The 19,798-nt window shown below is 71.5% G+C and carries 24 protein-coding genes and 1 riboswitch; of the genes, 8 read left to right on the top strand and 16 right to left on the bottom strand.

What is annotated here, in order from left to right; genetic code table 11:
- The first annotated feature begins 9 nt into the window (after positions 1–9).
- On the top strand, positions 10–1,230 hold the full coding sequence (locus ACGFI1_RS01920; protein WP_364552348.1) for a DUF6986 family protein: 1,221 nt from the start codon (positions 10–12) through the stop codon (positions 1,228–1,230).
- Here the strand turns inward: ACGFI1_RS01920 and ACGFI1_RS01925 are convergent.
- Positions 1,227–2,090, bottom strand: a complete 864-nt coding sequence (locus ACGFI1_RS01925; RefSeq protein WP_392782022.1) for a nitroreductase/quinone reductase family protein — start codon at positions 2,088–2,090, stop codon at positions 1,227–1,229. The genes ACGFI1_RS01920 and ACGFI1_RS01925 overlap by 4 nt on opposite strands.
- 76 nt (positions 2,091–2,166) lie before the next feature.
- On the opposite strand from ACGFI1_RS01925, the gene ACGFI1_RS01930 reads away from it, so the two are divergent.
- Positions 2,167–2,637, top strand: a complete 471-nt coding sequence (locus ACGFI1_RS01930) for a MarR family winged helix-turn-helix transcriptional regulator (protein ID WP_138637575.1) — start codon at positions 2,167–2,169, stop codon at positions 2,635–2,637.
- Here ACGFI1_RS01930 and ACGFI1_RS01935 read toward each other — a convergent pair.
- Genes ACGFI1_RS01935 through ACGFI1_RS01950 form a run of 4 tightly spaced genes read right to left on the bottom strand, consistent with a single transcriptional unit; the run spans position 2,615 to position 6,374 of the window.
- On the bottom strand, positions 2,615–3,208 hold the full coding sequence (locus ACGFI1_RS01935) for a nucleotidyltransferase family protein (RefSeq protein ID WP_392782025.1): 594 nt from the start codon (positions 3,206–3,208) through the stop codon (positions 2,615–2,617). The two genes, ACGFI1_RS01930 and ACGFI1_RS01935, sit on opposite strands and share 23 nt — an antisense overlap.
- 18 nt (positions 3,209–3,226) lie before the next feature.
- The gene (locus tag ACGFI1_RS01940; protein ID WP_301178015.1) at positions 3,227–4,351 is read right to left on the bottom strand and encodes an XdhC family protein; all 1,125 of its coding nucleotides are present in this window, start codon (positions 4,349–4,351) and stop codon (positions 3,227–3,229) included.
- Positions 4,344–5,468 (bottom strand): vWA domain-containing protein, encoded by a 1,125-nt coding sequence (locus ACGFI1_RS01945; protein WP_386868855.1) that lies wholly within the window; start codon positions 5,466–5,468, stop codon positions 4,344–4,346. The genes ACGFI1_RS01940 and ACGFI1_RS01945 overlap by 8 nt, the downstream gene beginning before the upstream one ends.
- Positions 5,469–5,471: 3 nt before the next feature.
- Complete coding sequence (locus ACGFI1_RS01950; RefSeq protein WP_435818088.1) at positions 5,472–6,374, bottom strand: AAA family ATPase; 903 nt, start codon at positions 6,372–6,374, stop codon at positions 5,472–5,474.
- Positions 6,375–6,515: 141 nt separating this feature from the next.
- On the opposite strand from ACGFI1_RS01950, the gene ACGFI1_RS01955 reads away from it, so the two are divergent.
- The 3 genes from ACGFI1_RS01955 (at position 6,516) to ACGFI1_RS01965 (ending at position 9,866) form a co-directional block, all read left to right on the top strand.
- A complete protein-coding gene (locus tag ACGFI1_RS01955) occupies positions 6,516–7,766 on the top strand; it encodes a sulfite oxidase (RefSeq protein WP_392782028.1) in 1,251 nt (416 codons plus the stop codon).
- A gap of 64 nt (positions 7,767–7,830) precedes the next feature.
- Positions 7,831–9,231 carry a selenium-binding protein SBP56-related protein gene (locus tag ACGFI1_RS01960; RefSeq protein WP_138639873.1) on the top strand — a complete coding sequence of 467 codons (1,401 nt, stop codon included), beginning with the start codon at positions 7,831–7,833 and terminating at the stop codon, positions 9,229–9,231.
- Complete coding sequence (locus tag ACGFI1_RS01965; RefSeq protein ID WP_138639872.1) at positions 9,228–9,866, top strand: hypothetical protein; 639 nt, start codon at positions 9,228–9,230, stop codon at positions 9,864–9,866. The genes ACGFI1_RS01960 and ACGFI1_RS01965 overlap by 4 nt, the downstream gene beginning before the upstream one ends.
- 36 nt (positions 9,867–9,902) lie before the next feature.
- Here the strand turns inward: ACGFI1_RS01965 and ACGFI1_RS01970 are convergent, their stop codons facing one another.
- The 7 genes from ACGFI1_RS01970 to ACGFI1_RS02000 form a co-directional block, all read right to left on the bottom strand.
- A complete protein-coding gene (locus ACGFI1_RS01970; RefSeq protein ID WP_386868861.1) occupies positions 9,903–10,484 on the bottom strand; it encodes a Uma2 family endonuclease in 582 nt (193 codons plus the stop codon).
- 114 nt (positions 10,485–10,598) lie between these two features.
- A complete protein-coding gene (locus ACGFI1_RS01975; protein ID WP_392740713.1) occupies positions 10,599–11,045 on the bottom strand; it encodes a PH domain-containing protein in 447 nt (148 codons plus the stop codon).
- Complete coding sequence (hisG, locus tag ACGFI1_RS01980; protein ID WP_392782031.1) at positions 11,038–11,913, bottom strand: ATP phosphoribosyltransferase; 876 nt, start codon at positions 11,911–11,913, stop codon at positions 11,038–11,040. The genes ACGFI1_RS01975 and hisG overlap by 8 nt, the downstream gene beginning before the upstream one ends.
- Before the next feature lie 44 nt (positions 11,914–11,957).
- Positions 11,958–12,470 carry a 6,7-dimethyl-8-ribityllumazine synthase gene (gene ribH / locus ACGFI1_RS01985; protein ID WP_392782034.1) on the bottom strand — a complete coding sequence of 171 codons (513 nt, stop codon included), beginning with the start codon at positions 12,468–12,470 and terminating at the stop codon, positions 11,958–11,960.
- A complete protein-coding gene (locus ACGFI1_RS01990) occupies positions 12,470–13,696 on the bottom strand; it encodes a bifunctional 3,4-dihydroxy-2-butanone-4-phosphate synthase/GTP cyclohydrolase II (protein WP_392782037.1) in 1,227 nt (408 codons plus the stop codon). Before ACGFI1_RS01990 ends, ribH begins: the two co-directional genes overlap by 1 nt.
- Entirely contained in the window at positions 13,693–14,334 is a 642-nt protein-coding gene (gene pnuC, locus ACGFI1_RS01995; protein WP_301176935.1) for a nicotinamide riboside transporter PnuC, read from the bottom strand. Before pnuC ends, ACGFI1_RS01990 begins: the two co-directional genes overlap by 4 nt.
- Positions 14,331–14,924, bottom strand: a complete 594-nt coding sequence (locus ACGFI1_RS02000) for a riboflavin synthase (protein WP_301176936.1) — start codon at positions 14,922–14,924, stop codon at positions 14,331–14,333. The genes pnuC and ACGFI1_RS02000 overlap by 4 nt, the downstream gene beginning before the upstream one ends.
- Positions 14,925–14,995: 71 nt before the next feature.
- Positions 14,996–15,126: riboswitch (FMN riboswitch) on the bottom strand.
- Between the two features lie 156 nt (positions 15,127–15,282).
- Here ACGFI1_RS02000 and ACGFI1_RS02005 point away from each other — a divergent pair.
- Positions 15,283–15,693: a DoxX family protein gene (locus tag ACGFI1_RS02005; RefSeq protein WP_392782041.1), complete on the top strand. Its 411-nt coding sequence runs from the start codon at positions 15,283–15,285 to the stop codon at positions 15,691–15,693.
- A gap of 717 nt (positions 15,694–16,410) precedes the next feature.
- Here the strand turns inward: ACGFI1_RS02005 and ACGFI1_RS02010 are convergent.
- Positions 16,411–17,187 carry an ATP-binding protein gene (locus ACGFI1_RS02010; protein WP_392782045.1) on the bottom strand — a complete coding sequence of 259 codons (777 nt, stop codon included), beginning with the start codon at positions 17,185–17,187 and terminating at the stop codon, positions 16,411–16,413.
- Between the two features lie 171 nt (positions 17,188–17,358).
- Here ACGFI1_RS02010 and ACGFI1_RS02015 point away from each other — a divergent pair, with 171 nt between their 5' ends.
- Positions 17,359–18,210, top strand: a complete 852-nt coding sequence (locus ACGFI1_RS02015) for a helix-turn-helix domain-containing protein (protein WP_392782049.1) — start codon at positions 17,359–17,361, stop codon at positions 18,208–18,210.
- A gap of 20 nt (positions 18,211–18,230) precedes the next feature.
- Positions 18,231–18,413 carry a DUF397 domain-containing protein gene (locus ACGFI1_RS02020; RefSeq protein ID WP_392782051.1) on the top strand — a complete coding sequence of 61 codons (183 nt, stop codon included), beginning with the start codon at positions 18,231–18,233 and terminating at the stop codon, positions 18,411–18,413.
- 151 nt (positions 18,414–18,564) lie between these two features.
- On the opposite strand, the gene ACGFI1_RS02025 is transcribed toward ACGFI1_RS02020, so the two are convergent.
- From ACGFI1_RS02025 to ACGFI1_RS02035, 3 genes are all read right to left on the bottom strand, one after another.
- Positions 18,565–18,768, bottom strand: coding sequence for a hypothetical protein (locus tag ACGFI1_RS02025; RefSeq protein ID WP_392782053.1), 204 nt, complete (start codon positions 18,766–18,768; stop codon positions 18,565–18,567).
- Between the two features lie 31 nt (positions 18,769–18,799).
- Entirely contained in the window at positions 18,800–18,925 is a 126-nt protein-coding gene (locus tag ACGFI1_RS02030; RefSeq protein ID WP_392782055.1) for a hypothetical protein, read from the bottom strand.
- Positions 18,926–19,045: 120 nt separating this feature from the next.
- Positions 19,046–19,186 (bottom strand): hypothetical protein, encoded by a 141-nt coding sequence (locus ACGFI1_RS02035; protein WP_392782057.1) that lies wholly within the window; start codon positions 19,184–19,186, stop codon positions 19,046–19,048.
- Positions 19,187–19,798 lie beyond the last annotated feature (612 nt).

The following is a 19,798-nucleotide window of genomic DNA, read 5'->3' on the forward strand; positions in this document are numbered from 1 at the left end:
CATGGCGGGGTGAACCTCAGTGTGTCCTCGTTCGACGACCTGTCCGCGCGCATCGCCGCCGCCCGCGACGCGCACGGCGAGCGCTTCCCCGGCGGCGCGGAGGGCCGGCAGCCGGTGCACACCGTGTACGTGCCGGCCGACCGGTTCTCCCGCTCGACGCCCGCCGACTTCGGCGCGGAGGCGCTGCGGCTGCTGAACACGCACACGCCCGGCGCCGGGTCGTTCGGCGCCGCGTTCGGCCTCGACCCGGAGCTGGCCGGTCCGGTGCGGGAGCGGGTCGCGGCCAAGCTCGCCGCCGAGCCGGTCGAGGACGTCCGGATCGACTTCGAGGACGGCTACGGCGTGCGCCCGGACGCCGAGGAGGACGCGCACGTCGACCAGGTCGTGGAGGCCGTCGCCGCCGCGTACCAGGTGAAGGGCCTCCCCCACTACTGGGGCCTGCGGGTGAAGTCGTTCGCCGACGGCGGCCATGAGCGGGCGATGCGGACGCTGGACGGGTTCCTCACGGCGCTGCGCGACCGGCTCGGCCGGCTGCCCGGCGGGTTCACGATCACCTTCCCGAAGGTGCTGAGCGTGGAGCAGGTCCGGCTGTTCACCGAGTTCCTCGACCGGCTGGAGGGCGCGCTCGGGCTGCCGCAGGGCATCCTGCGGTTCGAGCTCCAGGTCGAGACGCCGCAGTCGCTCATCGACCACGCGGAGGGGCGGGTCGGGCTCGGCGCGCTCGTCGAGGCGGCGCAGGGCCGCGTCACCGCCGCCCACTTCGGCGTGTTCGACTACACCGCCGCGCTGGGGCTGCCGCCGCACGAGCAGCGGCTCGACCATCCGGCCTGCGACTTCGCCCGCCACCTGATGCAGGTGTCGCTCGCCGGCACCGGGGTGCGGCTGTCGGACGGCTCCACCAACGTCGTCCCGCGCAACGACGGGCCGGACGAGGTCAACGCGGCGTGGGCGGCGCACGCGGCGCACGTCAGGCACTCGCTGGCGCACGGCTTCTACCAGGGCTGGGACCTGCACCCCGCGCACCTGCCGAGCCGGTACGCGGCCGTGTACGCGTTCCACCTGACCGGCGCCGACGAGGTCATCGGGCGGGTCCGGGCGTGGCACGAGCAGGCGGCGGCCGGCGCGAGCGGCTTCCTGGACGAGCCCGCCACGATCAAGGCGCTCACGGCCCGGCTGCGCCGCGCGGTCGACTGCGGCGCGCTGGACGAGAGCGTCCTCCCGGCGTCCTAGGGGCGCCTCCAGAGCGGGCCGACGGCGTTCATGAGGGCGCGGAGCTGCTCCTCCTCGTAGGCGAAGTGGGCGTCGAGTTCGGCGGTCATCCGGTCGAGCTCCGCGCGGACGCGGCCGGGGTCGCGGGAGCCGGGGTCGTCCAGCATGGCCTGGAGCCGCAGCCGGTTCGCAGTGACGGCGACGTGCTCGCGGCGCAGCCTGCCGATCACCGGGGCGAGGCCGGGGAACTCGGCCTCCAGGCGGGGGAAGGCGCGCCCCTCCTCGTTGTCGTGGTGCTCGCCGAGGACGCCGCAGACGGAGACGCAGTGCTCGCGGAGCTGCCGCCCCAGGTCGGGGACGTCGCGGGAGCCCGCGTAGAAGGCGTCCACGTCGGCGCGCAGGTCCGCCAGGCGGGCGCGCAGGTCGTCGTGGATCCTGATCAGCTCGTCGCCGATGGCGGCGCCCCGTCCTTCCAGGTGGCCGCGGTGGACGGCGACGACCGGGATGACGCGGCTCGTCTGCCGCTGGTACTCGGCGTAGGCGGGGACGCGCTCCCCCTGCAGCGCGTACAGCCGGTCGCGTTCCTCGCCTTCGACGGGAAGCGCGACGCCTTCGAAGGTCTCGGTGCCGACCTCGACGGTGACGCGGGGGTCGGCGCGGACGTTGTGGTACCAGGCCGGGTCGTGCGGCTGCCCCGCGTTGGAGGCGAACACGAGGAGCCGGTCGCCGTCCGCCATGTAGCCGAGCGGCGTGGTGCGGGGTTCGCCGGTCTTCCTGCCGGTGCTGGTGAGCAGGAGCAGGTCGGCACCCTCGAAGGGGCCGCCGACCCGCCCGCCGTTGCCCCGGAACTCCTCGATGACCTGCCGGTTCCAGTCGCTCATGGACGCGGCCTCCTATCCTGGACGCGATCAGCGCCTCATTTGCTTTGATAGCAAAGCTATTTTGGAAGCAGAGCCAATGTCAACCGAAGAGAGCGCCGGGCCGGACGTCGACGACGGCATCCGGACGATGCTGCTGCTGATGCCGCGGCTGGTCTCCGCGGCCAAGAAGATCAAGGTGCCGGCCGAGCTGGCCTCCTTCGACCTCGCGCCCCGGCACCTGTCGCTGCTCGCCTACCTGCTGTTCGACGGCCCGCTGACGGTGAACGCCCTCGCCGCGCGGCTGGAGGTGGCGCCCGCGACCGTGAGCCTGATGGTCGGCGACCTCAGCCGGCAGGGCATCCTGCTGCGCCGCGAGGACCCCGCCGACCGGCGCCGCACCATCGTCAGCGTCGCCGACGAGCACCTGCCCGCGATCAACGGGTGGCTCGGCCGGGGCGCCGGCGCCTGGCGCGCCGCCCTGGAGCCGCTCACGCCCGCGCAGCGCCGGCTGTTCATCGACACGCTGCTCGCCTACGAGCGCGCGGTCACCGAGGCTCGCGGCGGTTGAAGGCCGCCAGGTCCTCCGGCGTGTCGATGTCGTCGGGCGCGGCGACGTCGTCGCACGGCACCGGGGTGACCAGCTCCGGATGGGCGCGCAGGTAGCCGCGCGCGCCCCGGTCGCCGACCGCCGCCTCCGCGACGCCCGCGAAGTGCTCCGCGCTCAGCAGCGCCGGGTTGCGCGGCGCTCCCCCGTAGGTGGCGACCGCGATCCCGGCGCCCGCCTCGTACGCGGCGACCAGCCGCCGGACCGCGGCCGGGGTGACGAGCGGCTGGTCGACGAGCGCGACCACCACCGCCGGACAGCCGGGCGGCAGCGCGGCCAGGCCGGTGCGCAGCGACGAGCCCATGCCGTCGCGCCAGCCGGGGTTGGGGACGACCACGGCGCCGATCACCTCGATCTGCGCCGCGCCCGCCACCACCAGGACCGGGGTGCAGCCCCCGTCCCGCAGCGTGCGGACGCCGCGGTCGACGAGGCGCTCGCCGTCCAGCTCCAGGGTCGCCTTGGGGCGCCCGAGCCGGCTGCCCTCCCCCGCCGCGAGCAGCAGGCCCGCCGGGGACTCCGCGCGGTGCAACGTCATCCCGCGAGGGTAGTGCCGTCAGGGCGCGTCGGCGTGGATGCGGCCGCTGGTGTCGGTGAGCGGCCGCCCCGAGCCGCCCCAGCGGAGCTGGACCAGCTCCGCCGCGATCGACACCGCCGTCTCCTCCGGCGTCCGCGCGCCGAGGTCGAGGCCGATCGGCGAGCGCAGCCGCCCCAACTCGGCCTCGGTCAGCCCCGCCTCCCGCAGCCGGGCGAGCCGGTCGTCGTGGGTGCGGCGCGAGCCCATCGCGCCGATATAGCCGGCGTCCGTGCGCAGCGCCACCTCCAGGAGCGGCACGTCGAACTTGGGGTCGTGGGTCAGCACGCAGATCGCGGTGCGCTCGTCGATGGTGCCGCGCTCCTCCTCCAGGAACTTGTGCGGCCACTTCACCACGACCTCGTCGGCCTCGGGGAACCGCTTCGGCGTCGCGAACACCGGCCGCGCGTCGCAGACCGTCACCCGGTAGCCGAGGAACGCGCCGACCCGCGCGACGGCCGCCGCGAAGTCGATCGCGCCGAACACCAGCAGCCGCGGCGGCGGCGCGAACGAGTGGACGAAGACCGACAGGTCGTCCAGCCGCCGCTCCCCCTCCGGCCCGTAGTGCCGCTGCCCGGTGAGGCCCTGCGCGAGCATCCCGCGCGCGTCGTCGTCCACCGCCGCGTCCAGGCGCGCGGCGTGCGGCTCGCCCGGCGCGAGCGACCCGGAGGCGCGGTCGGCCCACACGACGCGGCGGGCGCCGATCCGGCCGGGGCCGGCGACGACGGTGGCGACCGCGACCGGCTCGTGCCGCTCGATCGCCGCCGCGACCTCGGCGAACTCGGGGAACGTGGCGGGGCCGACCGGCTCCACCAGCACGTCCAGGATGCCGCCGCAGGTCAGCCCGACGGCGAACGCGTCGTCGTCGCTCACCCCGTACCGCTGCACGACCGGCACGCCCGTCTCCAGCACCGACTGCGCCAGCTCGTAGACGGCGCCCTCCACGCAGCCGCCGGACACGCTGCCCGCCACCTCCCCGCCCGGCGACACCGCCATCGCGGCGCCCGGCGGGCGCGGCGCGCTGCGGAAGGTGTGCACGACGGTCGCGAGACCGAACGTCTCGCCGGACGCGTACCAGCCGGCGATGTCGCCGAGCACGTCACGCATGAGCGCTCCCCTTTCCCGCGGTGCCCGCGACGATGCGGGCCAGTTCCTCCAGCGCCGCCAGGCTGTGCCCGGAGGTGAAGTCGTCGACGTGCGGCAGCGCCGCCGCCATCCCCGCCGTCAGCGGCTCGTACCCGGGCCGCGCCTTGTGCGGGTTCGCCCACACGACCCGGTGCGCGAGCCGGCTCAGCCGCGCCATCTGGTCGCCGAGCAGCGCCGCGTCGCCGCGCTCCCAGCCGTCGGAGGCGATCACCACGACCGCGCCGCGGGCCAGGCCGCGCTGCCCGAACCGGTCGAGGAACTCCTTCAGCTCCTCGCCGAGCCGGGTGCCGCCGCTCCAGTCCGGGATGGCGGCGGACGCCGCCGCCATCGCCGCGTCCGCGTCGCGGTGCCGCAGCTCGCGGGTGAGGCGGGTGAGCCGCGTCCCGGCGCTGAACACCTCCACGCTCCGGCCGCCGGACCGCGCGGCGGCGTGCGCGAACCGCAGCAGCGCGTCCGCGTACGGGCTCATCGACCCGCTGACGTCCACGATCAGCACGACGCGGCGCGGCCGGGTGCGGTGCGTCCGGTGCCGCAGCAGGGACGTCTCGCCGCCGCGCCGCAGCGTCTCGCGGACCGTCCGGGCCGGGTCGAGCCGCCCCGAGGACGCGGGCGTGAACCGGCGCGACCTGCGCCGCTGGCCCCCCGCGTCCAGCAGCGCGATGAGCCGGGCGACCTCGGCGCGCTCGGCGGCGCTCAGCCGCGCCACGTCCCGGTCGCGGAGCACCTCCGCCTCGCTGGCCGTGGCCGTCGTCAGGTCGCCGTCCTCCTCCGCGCCGCCCCGCGCGCCCGCGTCCGGCACCGCCATCCGGCGGACGACCACGGGCGGCGGCGTCCTTCGGCCCGGCCGCGCCGTCGCGCCGGAGAAGTACGCGGCGAAGCACCGGTCGTAGCGGCGGAGGTCGTCGGGGTCGGCGCACAGCGTCAGCCGGCCCGCCCAGTACACGTCGTTCGGGTTCAGGACGTCGAGGTGGTCGAGCGCCGCCAGCATCGCCTGGACGCGCTCGGGGTCGGCGGCGCCGCCCGCCGCGCGCAGCGTCCGGGCGAACCCGACCAGGGTCTCGGTGACGTCCCGCCGCACGGCTCAGCCCCCGTTGAGCAGGGCCTCGAGCCCGCCGCCGAGGAGGCGCTGCTGGTCCTCGCGGTACTTGAGCACGGCGCCGAGCGTGACCGCCGCCGACGCCGGGTCGAGCTCGCGGACGCCGAGCGCCACCAGGGCCTCGGTCCAGTCGAGGGTCTCGGCGACGCCGGGCGGCTTCAGCAGCCCGGCCTCGCGCATCCGCTGCGCGGCGCGGGCGACCTGCCCGGCGAGCCGCTCGGCCGCGTCCGGCAGCCGCCGCCTGATGATCGCGACCTCGCGGTCGAACGACGGGTGCTCCAGCCAGTGGTACAGGCAGCGCCGCTTGAGCGCGTCGTGCACCTCGCGGGTGCGGTTGGAGGTGACCACGACGACCGGCGGGCGCTCGGCGCGGATCGTGCCGAGCTCCGGGACGGTGATCGTGAAGTCGCTGAGGACCTCCAGCAGGAACGCCTCGAACTCGTCGTCGGCGCGGTCGAGCTCGTCCACCAGCAGGACGCTCGGCGCGGTCTCCAGCGCCCGCAGCAGCGGCCTGGCCAGCAGGAACCGCCGGTCGTACAGCTCGCCCTCCAGCCGCGACACGTCGCTCACGCCCGCCGCCTCGGCGGCGCGCAGGTGCAGCAGCTGGCGCGGGAAGTCCCAGTCGTAGAGGGCCTGGGAGGCGTCCAGGCCCTCGTAGCACTGCAGCCGGATCAGCGGCGCGCCGAGGCCCCGCGCGAGCGTCTTGGCCAGCTCGGTCTTGCCGACGCCGGCCTCGCCCTCCAGGAACAGCGGCCGGCCCATCCGCAGCGCGAGGAAGCACGCCGTGGCGAGCCCCTCGTCGCACAGGTAGGCGTGCCGGTCGAGCAGGCCCGCGAGTTCCGCGGGCGATCCGACCCGGTCCATGGTCATCGACGCCGTCTCCCCCACGGCATCGAGGCTACTCGGCGGGAGACGCAAGTCACATGGCCCGCGCTCTTGCGTTTTCGCGGCCGTCTCCACCGCCGGACAATTCATATGAAATAGGTAGGGAAAGTTGACTTTGCGGGCGCCGCCCGCGAGCATCGGACCATGCGATCCGGTAACCGGAAGGAACCCGACCTCACCGACGAGGGGGCCTACGAGCACGTCCGCGCGCTGTCCCGGCGGGGCATGCTGCGCCTGTCGGCCGGCGCCGGCGCCGCGCTCGCCGTCCCCGCCGCCGTGGCGCCGCCCGCCGCCGCCGACGGCGCCACGGGAATCGTGAAACCGCTGCCCCCCGAGCTGTTCATCCCTCACGGCACCAACGCCGAGATGCGGTGGGACGCCATGCGCGGCCAGGGCCTGCTCACCCCCGCCGACCGGTTCTTCGTCCGCAACCACGTCGCGACGCCGCTCATCGACGCGCGCACCTGGCGGCTCAAGCTCTGGGGAACCGGGCTGCACGGCTCCCCCGCCGAGGACCGCCCCCGCGAGTTCTCCTACGGCGACCTGCTCCGGCTGCCCGCCGAGACCATCACGGCCTTCATCGAATGCACCGGCAACGCGCGCGGGTTCTACGCCTCCCAGCAGGGCCAGCAGGTCTCCGGGACGCCCTGGAAGCTCGGCGCGGTCGGCGTCGCGCGCTGGCGCGGAGTCCGGCTCTCGACCGTGCTGAGGCTCGCAGGTCTTACCCGTGAGGCCGTGGACATCCTGCCGCGCGGGTTGGACGCTGACTATGTGGACAAGGGCGAGAACCTCGGCCGCGTGCGGCGTCCCCTCCCCGTCGCCAAGGCGATGAAGGACGTCCTGCTCGCCTACGAGATGAACGGCGCCCCGCTGCCGCCCGACCACGGGTACCCCGTCCGGCTGGTCGTGCCGTCCTGGACGGGGATCGCGTCCATCAAGTGGCTCGGCGACGTCCAGGTGGCCGCCGAACCCCTGTTCTCCCCGTGGAACACCCGCTTCTACCGGCTCTTCGGGCCCGGCTACCCGGCGGAGGGGTCGCCGCCGCTGACCCGCATGAACGTCAAGTCGGCCTTCGAGCTGCCCTGGGAGGCGCCGCTTCCGTCCGGGCCGCAGGTCCTGCGCGGCCGGTCCTGGTCCGGCACCGGCCGGATCCGGCGCACCGAGGTCAGCGTGGACGGCGGCGCGACCTGGCGCCGCGCCCGCCTCCTCGACCGCCCCGACCCGCGCGGCTGGACGCGCTGGGAGTTCCCCTGGAGGCCGCACGCCTCCGGACGCCACGAACTGCTGGCCCGCGCCACCGACGAGACCGGCACGTCCCAGCCCTTCAACGCCCCCTACAACACCCTCGGCTACCTGTTCGGCGCCGTCGTACGGCACCCGGTCACCGTCTCCTGAACGACCCCCCCTGCAAGCCCCCGACCCCTGCAAGCCCCGACGCAGCCCGCACGAAAGGACGACCATGGCACTGTGGAAGCCGGATCCGACCTTCTACGCCTCCCCCCGCGACGCGGCCTCGGCCCCCGCCGAGAAGCTCGCCTACGTGGTCGCCTTCGACCGTGCCGCCGCGAAGCCCGACGCGGTCGCGGTGCTGGACGTCGACCCCGGCTCCTCGTCCTACGGGTCCGTGGTCGGCTGGACGGAACTGCCCTACCTCGGCGACGAGCTGCACCACTTCGGGTGGAACGCGTGCAGCAGCGCGCTGTGCCCCGGGTCGCCGCACCCGCACGTGGAGCGCCGGTACCTCATCGTGCCGGGGCTGCGGTCGTCGCGGGTGTACGTGATCGACACCAAGGACGACCCCACCGCCCCCAAGATCGTCAAGGTGCTGGAGGCGGACGAGCTGGCCAAGCGCGCCGGGTACTCGCGGCCCCACACCGTCCACTGCGGGCCCGAGGGCCTCTACCTGACGGCGCTCGGCGGCGCCAACGGCGAGGACGGGCCCGGCGGCATCGCGCTGCTCGACCACACCTCGTTCGACGTCCTCGGCCGCTGGGAGGTCGACCGGGGCCCGCAGTACCTCGCCTACGACGCGTGGTGGCACATCGCGCACGACGTCCTCGTCACGTCCGAGTGGGGCACCCCGTCCATGGTGGAGGACGGCGTCGTCGGCGAACTGCTGCTCGGCCGCAAGTACGGGCACGCGCTGAACTTCTTCGACCTGCGCAAGCGCAAGCACGTCCAGACCGTGGACCTCGGCGACGAGCACCAGATGGTGCTGGAGCTGCGCCCCGCGCACGACCCGACCAAGCTGTACGGCTTCGCGGGCGTGGTCGTCAACGTCGAGGACCTGTCGGCGTCCGTCTGGGTCTGGCACCGCGACGGCGACGCCTGGACCGCCACCAAGGTCATCACCATCCCCGCCGAACCCGCCGACCCCGCCGACCTCCCACCGGTCATCCAGCCGTTCGGCGCGGTGCCGCCGCTCGTCACCGACATCGACCTGTCCGTGGACGACCAGTGGCTGTACGTCTCCTGCTGGGGCACCGGCGAACTGAAGCGCTACAACGTCAGCGACCCGTTCAACCCCGTCGAGGCCGGCTCCGTCCGCATCGGCGGCATCGTCAACAGGACACCGCACCCGTCCGCACCGGACCGCCCCCTCGCCGGGGGCCCGCAGATGGTCGAGATCAGCCGCGACGGCCGGCGCGTCTACGTCACCAACTCGCTCTACGGCTCGTGGGACGACCAGTTCTACCCCGACGGCGTCGGCGCGTGGATGGCGAAACTCGACTCCACCCCGGACGGCTTCGCCTTCGACGAGCGCTTCTTCCCCAACGGCGACGCCTTCCGCGGCCGCCGCCCCCACCAGACCCGCCTCCAGGGCGGCGACGCCTCCTCAGACTCCTACTGCTACCCGTGAGCGACGGGTCGCTCGCCGCGCTCGTGGTGCTCGGGGCGTTCCACGGGCTCAATCCGGCGATGGGGTGGCTGTTCGCGGTGGCCCGCGGGCTCCAGGAGCGCAGCAGGGCGCTCGTCCTGCAGTCGCTCCCGGCGATCGCCGCGGGGCACGCCGCGTCCGTCGGCGCCGTCGCGGTCCTCATCGCGCTGACCCGGTCGGTCGTCGCGACGCAGGCGGTCGCGATCGGCGGCGGCGCGCTGCTGGTCGGCTTCGGGTTGTGGCGGCTGCTGTCGCGGCGCCACTTCCGCTGGGTCGGGATGCGGATCTCGCTGTGGCAGCTCGCCGGGTGGTCGTTCCTGATGTCGTCGGTGCACGGCGCGGGGCTGATGCTGCTGCCCGTGCTCACCGCGTCCGGGACGGCCCCGGCGGGCCACGACCACGGGCTGGCGTCGTCGTCCGGCAGCGCCCTGTCCACGGGGATCTTCGTGACGGCCGTGCACACGCTGTCGATGTTCGCCGTGGCGGGCGTCATCGCGGTGCTAGTCTACGAGATCGTCGGCCTGGCGGTGCTGCGGCGCGCCTGGTTCAACCTCGACCGCGTCTGGGCCGTCGCCCTCATCGGCGCCGGAACCGTCACCCTGTTCACCGCCCTGTGAGACCCCGGACACCGAACGCGGGGGCGCCGCCCGTGGTCACCGTGTGCGCTTGCCGACGGCGGTGAGGTCGATCTCGATGTCGAACGGCACGGTCAGCTTGAGCCGGTCGTGATGGATTCCGGTGAGGAGGTACGACCTTGTGGCGCGATCGAGTTCGTACACGTAGACGACAGTCCGTTCCTCCTCCAGCTCCACCCGCCAGAAATGCTTGATCCCGGCGGCCGCGTACCGGCGCGGCTTCGTGTCCCGGTCGAACTCCTCCGAACTCGGCGAGACGGCTTCCACCGCGAGCACGACCTCTTCCGCCTCGAAACAGGTGCGCAGGGGATCGACGGCTTCCGCCCTGACGACTGACACGTCGGGCTCGGGCACCTGGCGCTTCGCCAGCTTGACCGACATCTCCCGCACGGCCCGCAACTCCGACGGCGCCTGGTCGTCCAACTCGATGGACAGCAGGCTGAGGACCCAGGAGTGCCACATCCGCTGCGGGCTCACGAAGACCAGGCTCCCGTCGATCAGCTCGGTGTGCCGGGGCAGACCGCGCATGCGCAGGAAGTCGTCAGCGGTGAAACCGTCCGGCGGGGGGAACACCCAGTCTGGCAGCGGTGCGGCGTCCATGTGACCACTTTCTGCGATCGCTTCGACACTCTGAGCGCTCATGCGCTTACCCTTGCACACGAGCGTTGCCCTGGTCCTGGCAACAGCCTAGAACAAGGCCTGGATCGGGGACGGTCAGGCGGGGTCGGGGGCTTCGCCCCTGGCGCGCAGGAGAGACTGGAGTTCGGCGAGCTGGCGGGCGGCGAGGGCCTTCTCGGCGCCGTTGATGCCCATGGCGCCGATGGAGGTGCCGTCCGCCAGGTCGAGGGTGGGCCACGGGTCGCCGACGTTCATCGTGACGTCGAGGATCTGCGGCCACTCCAGGCGGCGGGTGTTGAAGGCGTTGACGACCGTCACACCGGACTCGTCGGCGGCGACGCGGCAGCGGGCCAGCATGTGCAGGATCCACGCGACGGCCGCGCCGAACGCGACCATCAGGACGCGGTCGAACAGCTTGTACTGCTCCGGCACCACCACGGCGAGCACGATCAGGCCGAGCACGATCACGCCCGCCGTGATGTAGGCGACGATCCGGGTGGTGCGGGGACGCCACACGGTCGGCAGTGCCGGAGTCTCAGTCAACGATCTTCGCGATGGGGATCTCGAGGATGTCGTGCGCGCCCGCCGCCTTCAGCGCCGGGATCAGCGTGTTGACGCCGCGCTTGGCGACCACCGACTCCACGGCGTTCGACTCGCCGCCGGCGAGGGAGGTCACCGTGGGCGACGACATCGCGGGCATGATGTCGAGGACGTTCCGCAGGTCGGCCTGCGCGACGTTCAGCTTCAGCAGCACCTTGCCGCGCGCGCGGATCACGCCCTGCAGCAGGAGGGCGATGTCCTCCATCGCGGCGCGCTTCTCGGCGTCCTCGTAGGCCTCGCGGTTGGCGACCAGCTCGGTGTAGCTGGTCAGCAGCGTGTCGAGGATGCGCAGGCCGTTCTTGCGCAGCGACGAGCCGGTCTCGGTGAGGTCGACGATCGCGTCCACGATGTCGGGCACCTTCGCCTCGGTCGCGCCGTAGGACGGGACGACCGTGGCCTTCACGCCGTGCTCCTCGAGGAACCGCTTGGTCATCGCCGGGAACTCGGTGGAGATCCGGACGCCCTCCGGCAGGTCGGCCACCGACTGCCAGGGCGCGCCGTCCGGCACCGCCATGATGACGCGGACCGGGTTGGCGGTCGCCTTGGAGTACTTCAGCTCGCCGAGGCTGACGACGTCGGCGTCGGTCTCGGTGATCCAGTCGCGGCCGGTGATGCCGAGGTCGAACAGCCCCTGCTCCAGGTAGGTCGGGATCTCCTGCGGGCGCAGGACCCGGACCCGGTCGATGCGGGGGTCGTCGATGGAGGCGCGGTAGTCGCGGTCCGACGTGCGCTGGACGGTGAGGTCGGCGGCGTCGAACAGCTGCATGGTCGCCTTCTCCAGCGACCCCTTGGGCAGGACGAGTGACAGCACGGAATTGCCTTTCGGATGAGGATGCGTACGGGATGCCGGGTCGATCAGGAGCCCAGATGCTCCAGGCCGTGCCCGGCGTGACCGTGATGCCGCAGACCTCGCAGGGTCAGTGCCGTGTCGAGTGCGGCCACAGTCGCCTCCCATCCCTTGTCCTCGGAGCTGCCCGGCAGCCCGCTGCGTTCCAGTGCCTGCTCAATGGTGTCACATGTGAGGACCCCGTTGCCCACCGGAGTCGACTCGTCGAGCGCGACGCGGGTCACACCCGCGGTCACCGAGTCGCAGACGTAGTCGAAATGGGCGGTGGCGCCCCGGATGACCGCGCCGAGGCAGACGACCGCGTCGAAGTCGCGGGCCATCTGCTGGGCGACCACGGCCAGTTCGAGCGCGCCGGCGACGCGCGCGACGACGGGCTGGTCGATCCCGCACTCCTTGGCCGCCGCGAGCGCGCGCTCCAGCAGCCGGTCGGTGATCTGCCCGTGCCAGCGGGTGCAGACGACGCCGAGCGTGAGCCCGGCGGCGTCGACGGTCCTGTCCTCGGGGCGTCCCGCTCCGCTCATCAGATTCCCTCGATCTGGTGTCCGAGACGGTCCCGCTTGACCGTCAGGTAACGCCGGTTGTGCTCGGTCACGACGACGGGCATGGCCTCGCGTCCGCGCACGTCCACGCCGAAGCCGTCCAGGCCCTTGAGCTTGTCGGGGTTGTTGGTCAGCACCCGGATGGAGCGTACGCCCAGGTCACGCAGCATATGCGCCGCGTTGGAGTACTCGCGCGCGTCGGCCGGGAGGCCCAGCTCGAGGTTCGCGTCCACGGTGTCGGAGCCGTTGTCCTGCAGCGCGTACGCCTGGAGCTTGGCGAGCAGGCCGATGCCGCGCCCCTCGTGCCCGCGCAGGTAGAGGACGATGCCGCGCCCCTCCTGCGCGATGCGCTCCATGGCGGCGTCCAGCTGGGTTCCGCAGTCGCAGCGCTCGGAGTGCAGGACGTCGCCGGTGAGGCATTCCGAATGGGCCCGGATCAGGACGTCCTCGCCGTCGCCGACCTCGCCGAGCACGAGCGCGATGTGCTCGCCGCCGTCGATGGCGCTGGAGAACCCGACGGCGCGCCACGTCCCGAACCGGTTGGGCAGGCGGGTCTCGACGACGCGGGTGACCATCGCCTCGGTGCGGCGGCGGTATTCGGCGAGTTGTTCGATGGAGACGAGCTTGAGCCCGTGCTCCTTTGCGAAGACCTGGAGTTCGGGAAGGCGCGCCATGGTGCCGTCCTCGTTCACCACTTCGGCGAGGACGCCGGCGGGGGCGAGCCCGGCGAGCCGGGCGAGGTCGACGGCGGCCTCGGTGTGGCCGCGCCGCCGCAGGACGCCGCCCTCCCGGTAGCGCAGCGGGAAGATGTGGCCGGGGCGGACGAGGTCGCCCGGCTCGGACGCCGAGTCGCACAGCGTGCGGATCGTCTTCGCCCGGTCGGCGGCGGAGATGCCGGTGGTGACGCCGAGGCGCGCGTCCACGCTGACGGTGTAGGCGGTGCGCATCCGCTCGGTGTTCTGCGCCGTCATCAGCGGGATCTGCAGCCGGTCGAGGTCGGCGCCCTCCATCGGGACGCAGATGACGCCGCTGGTGTAGCGGATCGTGAACGTGAGCAGCTCGGGCGTCGCCTTGGCCGCCGCGAAGATGATGTCGCCCTCGTTCTCGCGGTCCTCGTCGTCGACGACCACGACGGGGCGTCCCGCCGCGATGTCGGCGACCGCCGCCTCGATGGAGTCGAAAATTCCCGTGTCGTTGCCGCTGCTCATGCGGTCACCGCCTTCTGCCTGGGGGTTTGCGTGCTCCGGGACTCCCGGAGCCAGTTCCTGAACCCGACCATCACCATCACGAAGAAGATCCCGTAGACCGCGCCGGAGACGTACAGCCCGGACTTGAGCGCCAGCGGCACCCCGACCAGGTCGACGAGCACCCACACGATCCAGAAGTCGACCAGCGCGCGGCTCTGCGCGAACGTCGCGACGGCGCTGCCGACGAAGATGTAGGCGTTGGCCCACGGCGACCAGGCGACCTGCAGCCAGTCGAGGTGGACGAACAGCTGGGCGACCACGGCCGTGCCGACGACCAGGACGCCGAGCAGGACGGCGCGCTCCCTCGCGGTCGCCCGCCGGACGACGATGACGTCGGTCTCCCGCCGCCCGCGCGTCCACATGACCCACCCGTAAAGGGCGAGGCCGCAGAACAGCACCTGCTTGAGGGCGTTGCCGGGGACGCTCGCGTGCAGGGACGCGGCGAGCAGCAGCAGTGCGCCGACGAGCTGCACCGGCCACGTCCACAGGGTCTTGCGCATGGCGAGCCAGACGACGGCGAGCGAGAGCACGTTCCCGACGAGGTCGGTCCAGAGGATGTGCTCGCCGAAGACCTCGAAGCCCGCGTCGAGCCAGTTCACGACCGGTCGCCCATCATGCGTTCGACGTACTTGGCGACGACGTCCACCTCGAGGTTCACGGGGTCGCCGGGCTTCTTGTGGCCGAGCGTGGTGAGGGCGAGGGTCGTCGGGATGAGGGCGACGCTGAACCGGTCGGCGCCGGCCTCCACGACGGTGAGGCTGATGCCGTCGACGGTGATGGAGCCCTTGTTCACGAGGTAGCGGCTCAGGTCGGCGGGCAGGGAGACCGTCACGACGTCCCAGCGCTCCCCGGGCTCGCGGGAGATGATCGCGCCGACGCCGTCGACGTGGCCCTGCACGAGGTGGCCGCCGAGCCGGTCGGACAGCCGGACGGGACGTTCCAGGTTGACCTTGGAGCCCGGTTCCAGCGCGCCGAGGCTGGACTTGTCGAGGGTCTCCTTGATGGCGTCGGCGGTGAAGACCCCGTCCCGGACGTCCACCACGGTGAGACAGACGCCGTTGACGGCGATCGACGCGCCGTGGACGGCGTCCTCGGTGACGAGCGGGCCGCGGATCGCGAGGGTGACCGAGTCCCCCTGGGGGTCGATCGCGACGATCTCGCCGAGCTCCTCGACGATGCCGGTGAACATCTCCCGGGCCTCCTAGTTCAGGGCTCCGGGGACGCTCATACATCGTCGTACGCCCCTGGGACAGGGACGTACCGCGCGCTGCCTCCCATCCGGACTTTCACCGTCGGTCCCGGAATTCCACCGGGTCAACCGGCCGATGGCTTCGGCCGGGTCGCGGACTGTCACCGCCGGTTCGGAATTTCACCGACCCCGGAGCACGCGTTCATGCTTTGCCAACCAGTGTGCCATGCATTCCATTCCGCGTCCCCTGTGACCATCGCCACTGACCGTCCTGGATTGAACGTTCAACGATCTTGGAGTCGGGGTACACCCTGCGCCACAAGTGACGCATGACGGACTTTTCCCCCAGGAGGCAGTCATGGACGTCGTCGCCCTCATCGCCCGCATCGCCTTCACGGCGATCTTCATCGGCGCCGCCGCCGGCCACTTCACCGCGACCGACGCGATGGCCGGCTACGCGGCCGCGAAGAAGCTGCCGATGGCCAAGCTCGCCGTGCAGGTCTCCGGCGCCTACATCCTCGTGGCGTCGGTCCTGCTCGTCCTCGGCATCTGGCCGGACCTCGCCGCCATCGTCCTCGTCCCATTCCTGCTCATCACGGCCTTCGTCTTCCACGACTTCTGGACGCAGGAGTCCCCCGAGGCGCGTCAACTGGAGCAGCAGCAGTTCCTAAAGGACCTCTCCCTGGCCGGCGGCGCCCTCGCCCTGTTCGTCCTGTACGCCTCGGACAACCACCCCGGCCTGAACCTGGTAGGCCCCCTCTTCACCTGACCCCGCAGGCCGCGCCGCCGAGCGGCCCCGGCGGCGCGGCTCCGGTACCTCGTCCACGTCCAGCGCACGGCCCGACGATGCCGCAGCCACGGCCCGCCTCACGGAATCGGGGAACTGCGGATCGTCCAAGCGCCCCTCTGGAGAAGCCGGGGACGAAAAGGCCGCTCGCCGGTCGGCCGCCCGCCGAGGATCATCGGTTCGCCGCGCAGGTAGCGCCGGTACTGGCCGATCAGGTCGGCGTCCGGAAGCAGGGCCACCGACTCATCCGGCCACTCCCCTTATCGAGGACCAGCACAGTCTCCCCGCCGGGCACCGGAACCTGCGGCGGCTCGGGCAGCACCGCCGACACGCCCCTGGCGACATAGACAACGCCGAGGTCGCTGAGCAAGACGAGCCGACGCGCGCCGCCCGTGGACGGGCGGTTGAAGTGCGCGTCCGCACACGCCCACGCAGCACCGCGGTCAAGCAGAGCGCCCTGGCGGGCCCCGTGCGAGACGAGCGCAGCAGCGACGCGGCGCATGGTCGGGCAGGGCGCCGCCGTCTCGCACGCCGGACACGTCGCCGCCCCCGTGGGACGATGCGCGTCCAGGACGTCGGCAAGCACGGCCACCGCACCGGCCAAAATCCGGCTCGCTTCGGCAGCCGAGTCGCCCCGCGCGAGGACGGAGAGGGCCGCGTCCCGTGCTTCCCGGACGAGCGACTCTTCGGGACGAGCCGTCATCGGACACCGTCTCCGGCAACGACACCGCGCTCGTGGTGGCAGACGACCTCGTCGGCGACATCGTGCAGATCCGCGAACGGCCTGCACGCGTAGGCGTTCCGCGTTCCCGGCCGGACGCGCCACCGGAAAACGCCCGGCGGTTCGGACCAGACCGCCAGGCCCCGCACCGCGACCACCGAACGGTCGGACCCATGGTGGCAGCGCGTACCGTGCAGCCCCCTGGCGATCAGCAGCCGGCGCAGCACCACGGCCGCCTCCCACGGGAGCGGGGGCACCGGGGGCGCGCACGTCCGGGCTGCCGGGACGCAGAACCAGGTCGCCTTGCCCGGTACCGGCAGCGGCCCCAGCCTGGACCGCGTCCGGTGCCAGCCCCACGCCGACGAGAGCGCGTCGACGACCGCCATTCCCCGGCCGTTCTCCGCCCACGCGCCGTCCGTCCTCCCGGGACGCGTCCACTCGGGCTTCGGGTCGAACACCTTGAACACGAGCTGGCTCTCCGGCGTGACCCGGTGGTAGGCCCACAGTTCGAGGACGCGCCGCCCCGGCGCCGCCTCCGCGCGGCCCAACGCGCCGCCGATGCCGTGCCTGAGGCCGTTCGTCACCAGCTCGGACGCCGCGAGCGTGACGTCCTCGACGAGTTCGCCCGGCACCTTCGCCGCCGTCAGCGCCACCCGAAGGTGCGCGCGGGCTACACCGGCGCAGGTCTCGTCGGCGGGCAGCGGCCACGCCGAACACCCGCCGAGCACCAGATCGGGGAGATGGCCGTGAACCATGGGGGTCTCCTCTACGCGAGGGGTCTATGTCCGAAGCAGCAAGATCGTTTCCGTAATCGGCTGCGAACGCTGCGTTACGGGCTAGATACTGCTCTCAAGAACTCGAAGCATCAAGGGATTCAAGTTAGATTCTCGAAAATCCATGATTCGATCTTGTGGAGATCTGGACAAATGCCTTCGATACAGGCAAGCGGCTACAGCCCGACGATCAAGAAGCGCGCTTTGAGCCGCAAACTCGTCGAGTTGCGCGAGCAGTGCGGGATGACCACCAGCGAGGTCTGCAAGCGCCTCCGCTGGAGCCCGTCCAAGCTCAACTACATCGAGAAGGCGAAGTGGGTCGACCCCAACAGCGACTCGGTCGCCGATCTCTGCGAGCTGTACGGTGTGGGCCCCTCGGACACCGAAGCCCTGATCAAGCTCACCCGGGAGGCCCGCCAGCGCGGCTGGTGGCGCAAGTACAACGACGTGTTCCGCGACGACTACGTGGGTCTGGAAGCGGGCGCCTCCGAGATCTTCACGTTCCAGACCACGCTCATACCCGGCCTCTTGCAAACACCCGGGTATATCGAGGCGGTGACACGCCTGGCAGGCATACAGGACGATGCTGAGATCAGACGCCATGTCGCCGCCCGGACACAGCGTCAGGAGATCATTTCGCGGAAGTCGGCCCCATGCCGCTTCCACGCGCTGATCGACGAGAATGCGTTGGTCCGGATCAAGGACACAGCAGTCCGATCAGAACAGATCCGTCACCTCATCAACGCCTCGACCAGGCCCAATGTCGACATCCAACTTCTCCTCCTAGTTGATGGCCTCTATCCAGGGACAAGCGAACCCTTCTCGTACTTGAAGTTCCCAGAGCCCTCAGAACGCGACATCGTGTTCCTCGAAACCACGATCGACGACCGCATGATGGAGGAAGAGGATGAGCTTGAACGATATCTGACCAGGTTTCACCGGTTGCGCGATGCAGCCCAGAGCACAGTCGCAACTGGCGCATACCTCGCAAGATTGATTGAGTGAGACACATGGAGCCATCTAGGTTGATCTGGCGCAAGAGCAGCAAGTCGAGCGGCGGCGGCCAGGAGTGTGTCGAGGTGGCGAGCGCCACTGAGACCGTGCTGATCCGTGACAGCAAGGACGTTGGTGGTCCGATGCACTTGGTGACGCCAGCGGCGTTCCGCGACCTGATCGGCCGGATCAAGAGCGGCGGGCTCGACCTGTAGTACGGGAAGCGCACCCTACGTTGACCTGCGGAGTGTTGCCCTTATCCGCAGGTCGTTAAGGGCAACACTCCGCAAGTCATCCTTGGAGGGACGGGGGTCGGGGCCGGAGGACGCCTGCGGCCGGCGCGGGGCGGCCTCCTCGCGGGGTTCGTCAGGACTCGGCATCGCACGCGAGCACGGCCGCCGGCTGCTCAGGCACCGCCAGCGCGTTCACGGACACACGGCGCGTTCCCGGATCCCGGGTGACCTGGCGGTCGGCGTCTTCGTCCGGCAGCGACAGAGCCGCATGGACGAACCCGACCGCCTCACCATCTTGGTCTGCGACGAAGGCCAGCCTGTCCGCTCCGCCGCCCACCAGCTTGCCCTCCAGCCAGCGAGCGAGGCCGTCACTGCGCGGCGGCCGAAAACCAGTCCGGCGCGATCTGCCGGTAGAACTCCGCCGAGTCCTGCCAAGCCTTCGCCACACCGCTGCCGTCCCCTGAACGCGCCGCACGAATCTCGAAGGTGGTCACCCCGGCAGTCTCTCCAGTTCCCCACGCGAAGGGAAGCCCCATCCTCCTTAGGCGCGGTTCAGAAACCGCGCGGATACCACCCCGGCCACGCAGTCACTCCAGTCACATCCCCCAATTCGTTCAACTCGACCAAGCCGGCAGGCTCGCCCGGCGGGACGCGCCAAGGAACCGTTTGCCGTCCACATCAACGTCCAGGCCGAGTTCGTCCTCGGCGATACGGGCGATGACGTCGTCGATGCTCTCTGGCTTGAACATGCGCATGTCGGAGACCGCCCACTTGTCTGTAGCGCGTGATGCTGCGTCGGTTCGAGCGGGACTTCTTTCACGTCCCGTGTCCCTCCGCCACACTCGTCCGGGACGTGTTGGCCTACAGGTGCGGTCAATCGGAATAGCGTTCCTCTGGGCTCTCCCAGAGTGCCCTGATCACCCCGTCCGAGTCCGGCATCACGGCGCACCAATCGCCCATCACCCTGTCCGCCAGCATGAGTGAGAAGCCCTCACTCGTGACCTCGGAGAGCGTATCAGCGCCACCGGGGTAGGCCCGGTAGACCAACTCACCGGGCATCAGAGGAGCTACGAAAGCGGTGAAGTCGTCCTCCAATAGCACCGGACTGAGTTGCAGCTCCGGATCGCTAGCCAAGCAAACCAGTGAACATGGTCACATGAGTCGGGCCAACTCGGCTACGTTCTCCCGAGTCACGACGAACCATCGGCACCCGTAGGCGCCGTACGCCCAGCGTTCGCACAACAAGGTGAAGCGCTCGGAGGCCTTCGCCACCGCCTCCCAGAAACTCTCGTCCGCTACGACACCAACGGGCTTCGAGATCGTTGTGGGTTCAGGAGTTGCGTCGCGCCACTGGAGAATCGCGTCCC

The organism is Actinomadura geliboluensis, from assembly GCF_043197915.1.
Lineage (GTDB): Bacteria > Actinomycetota > Actinomycetes > Streptosporangiales > Streptosporangiaceae > Spirillospora > Spirillospora geliboluensis.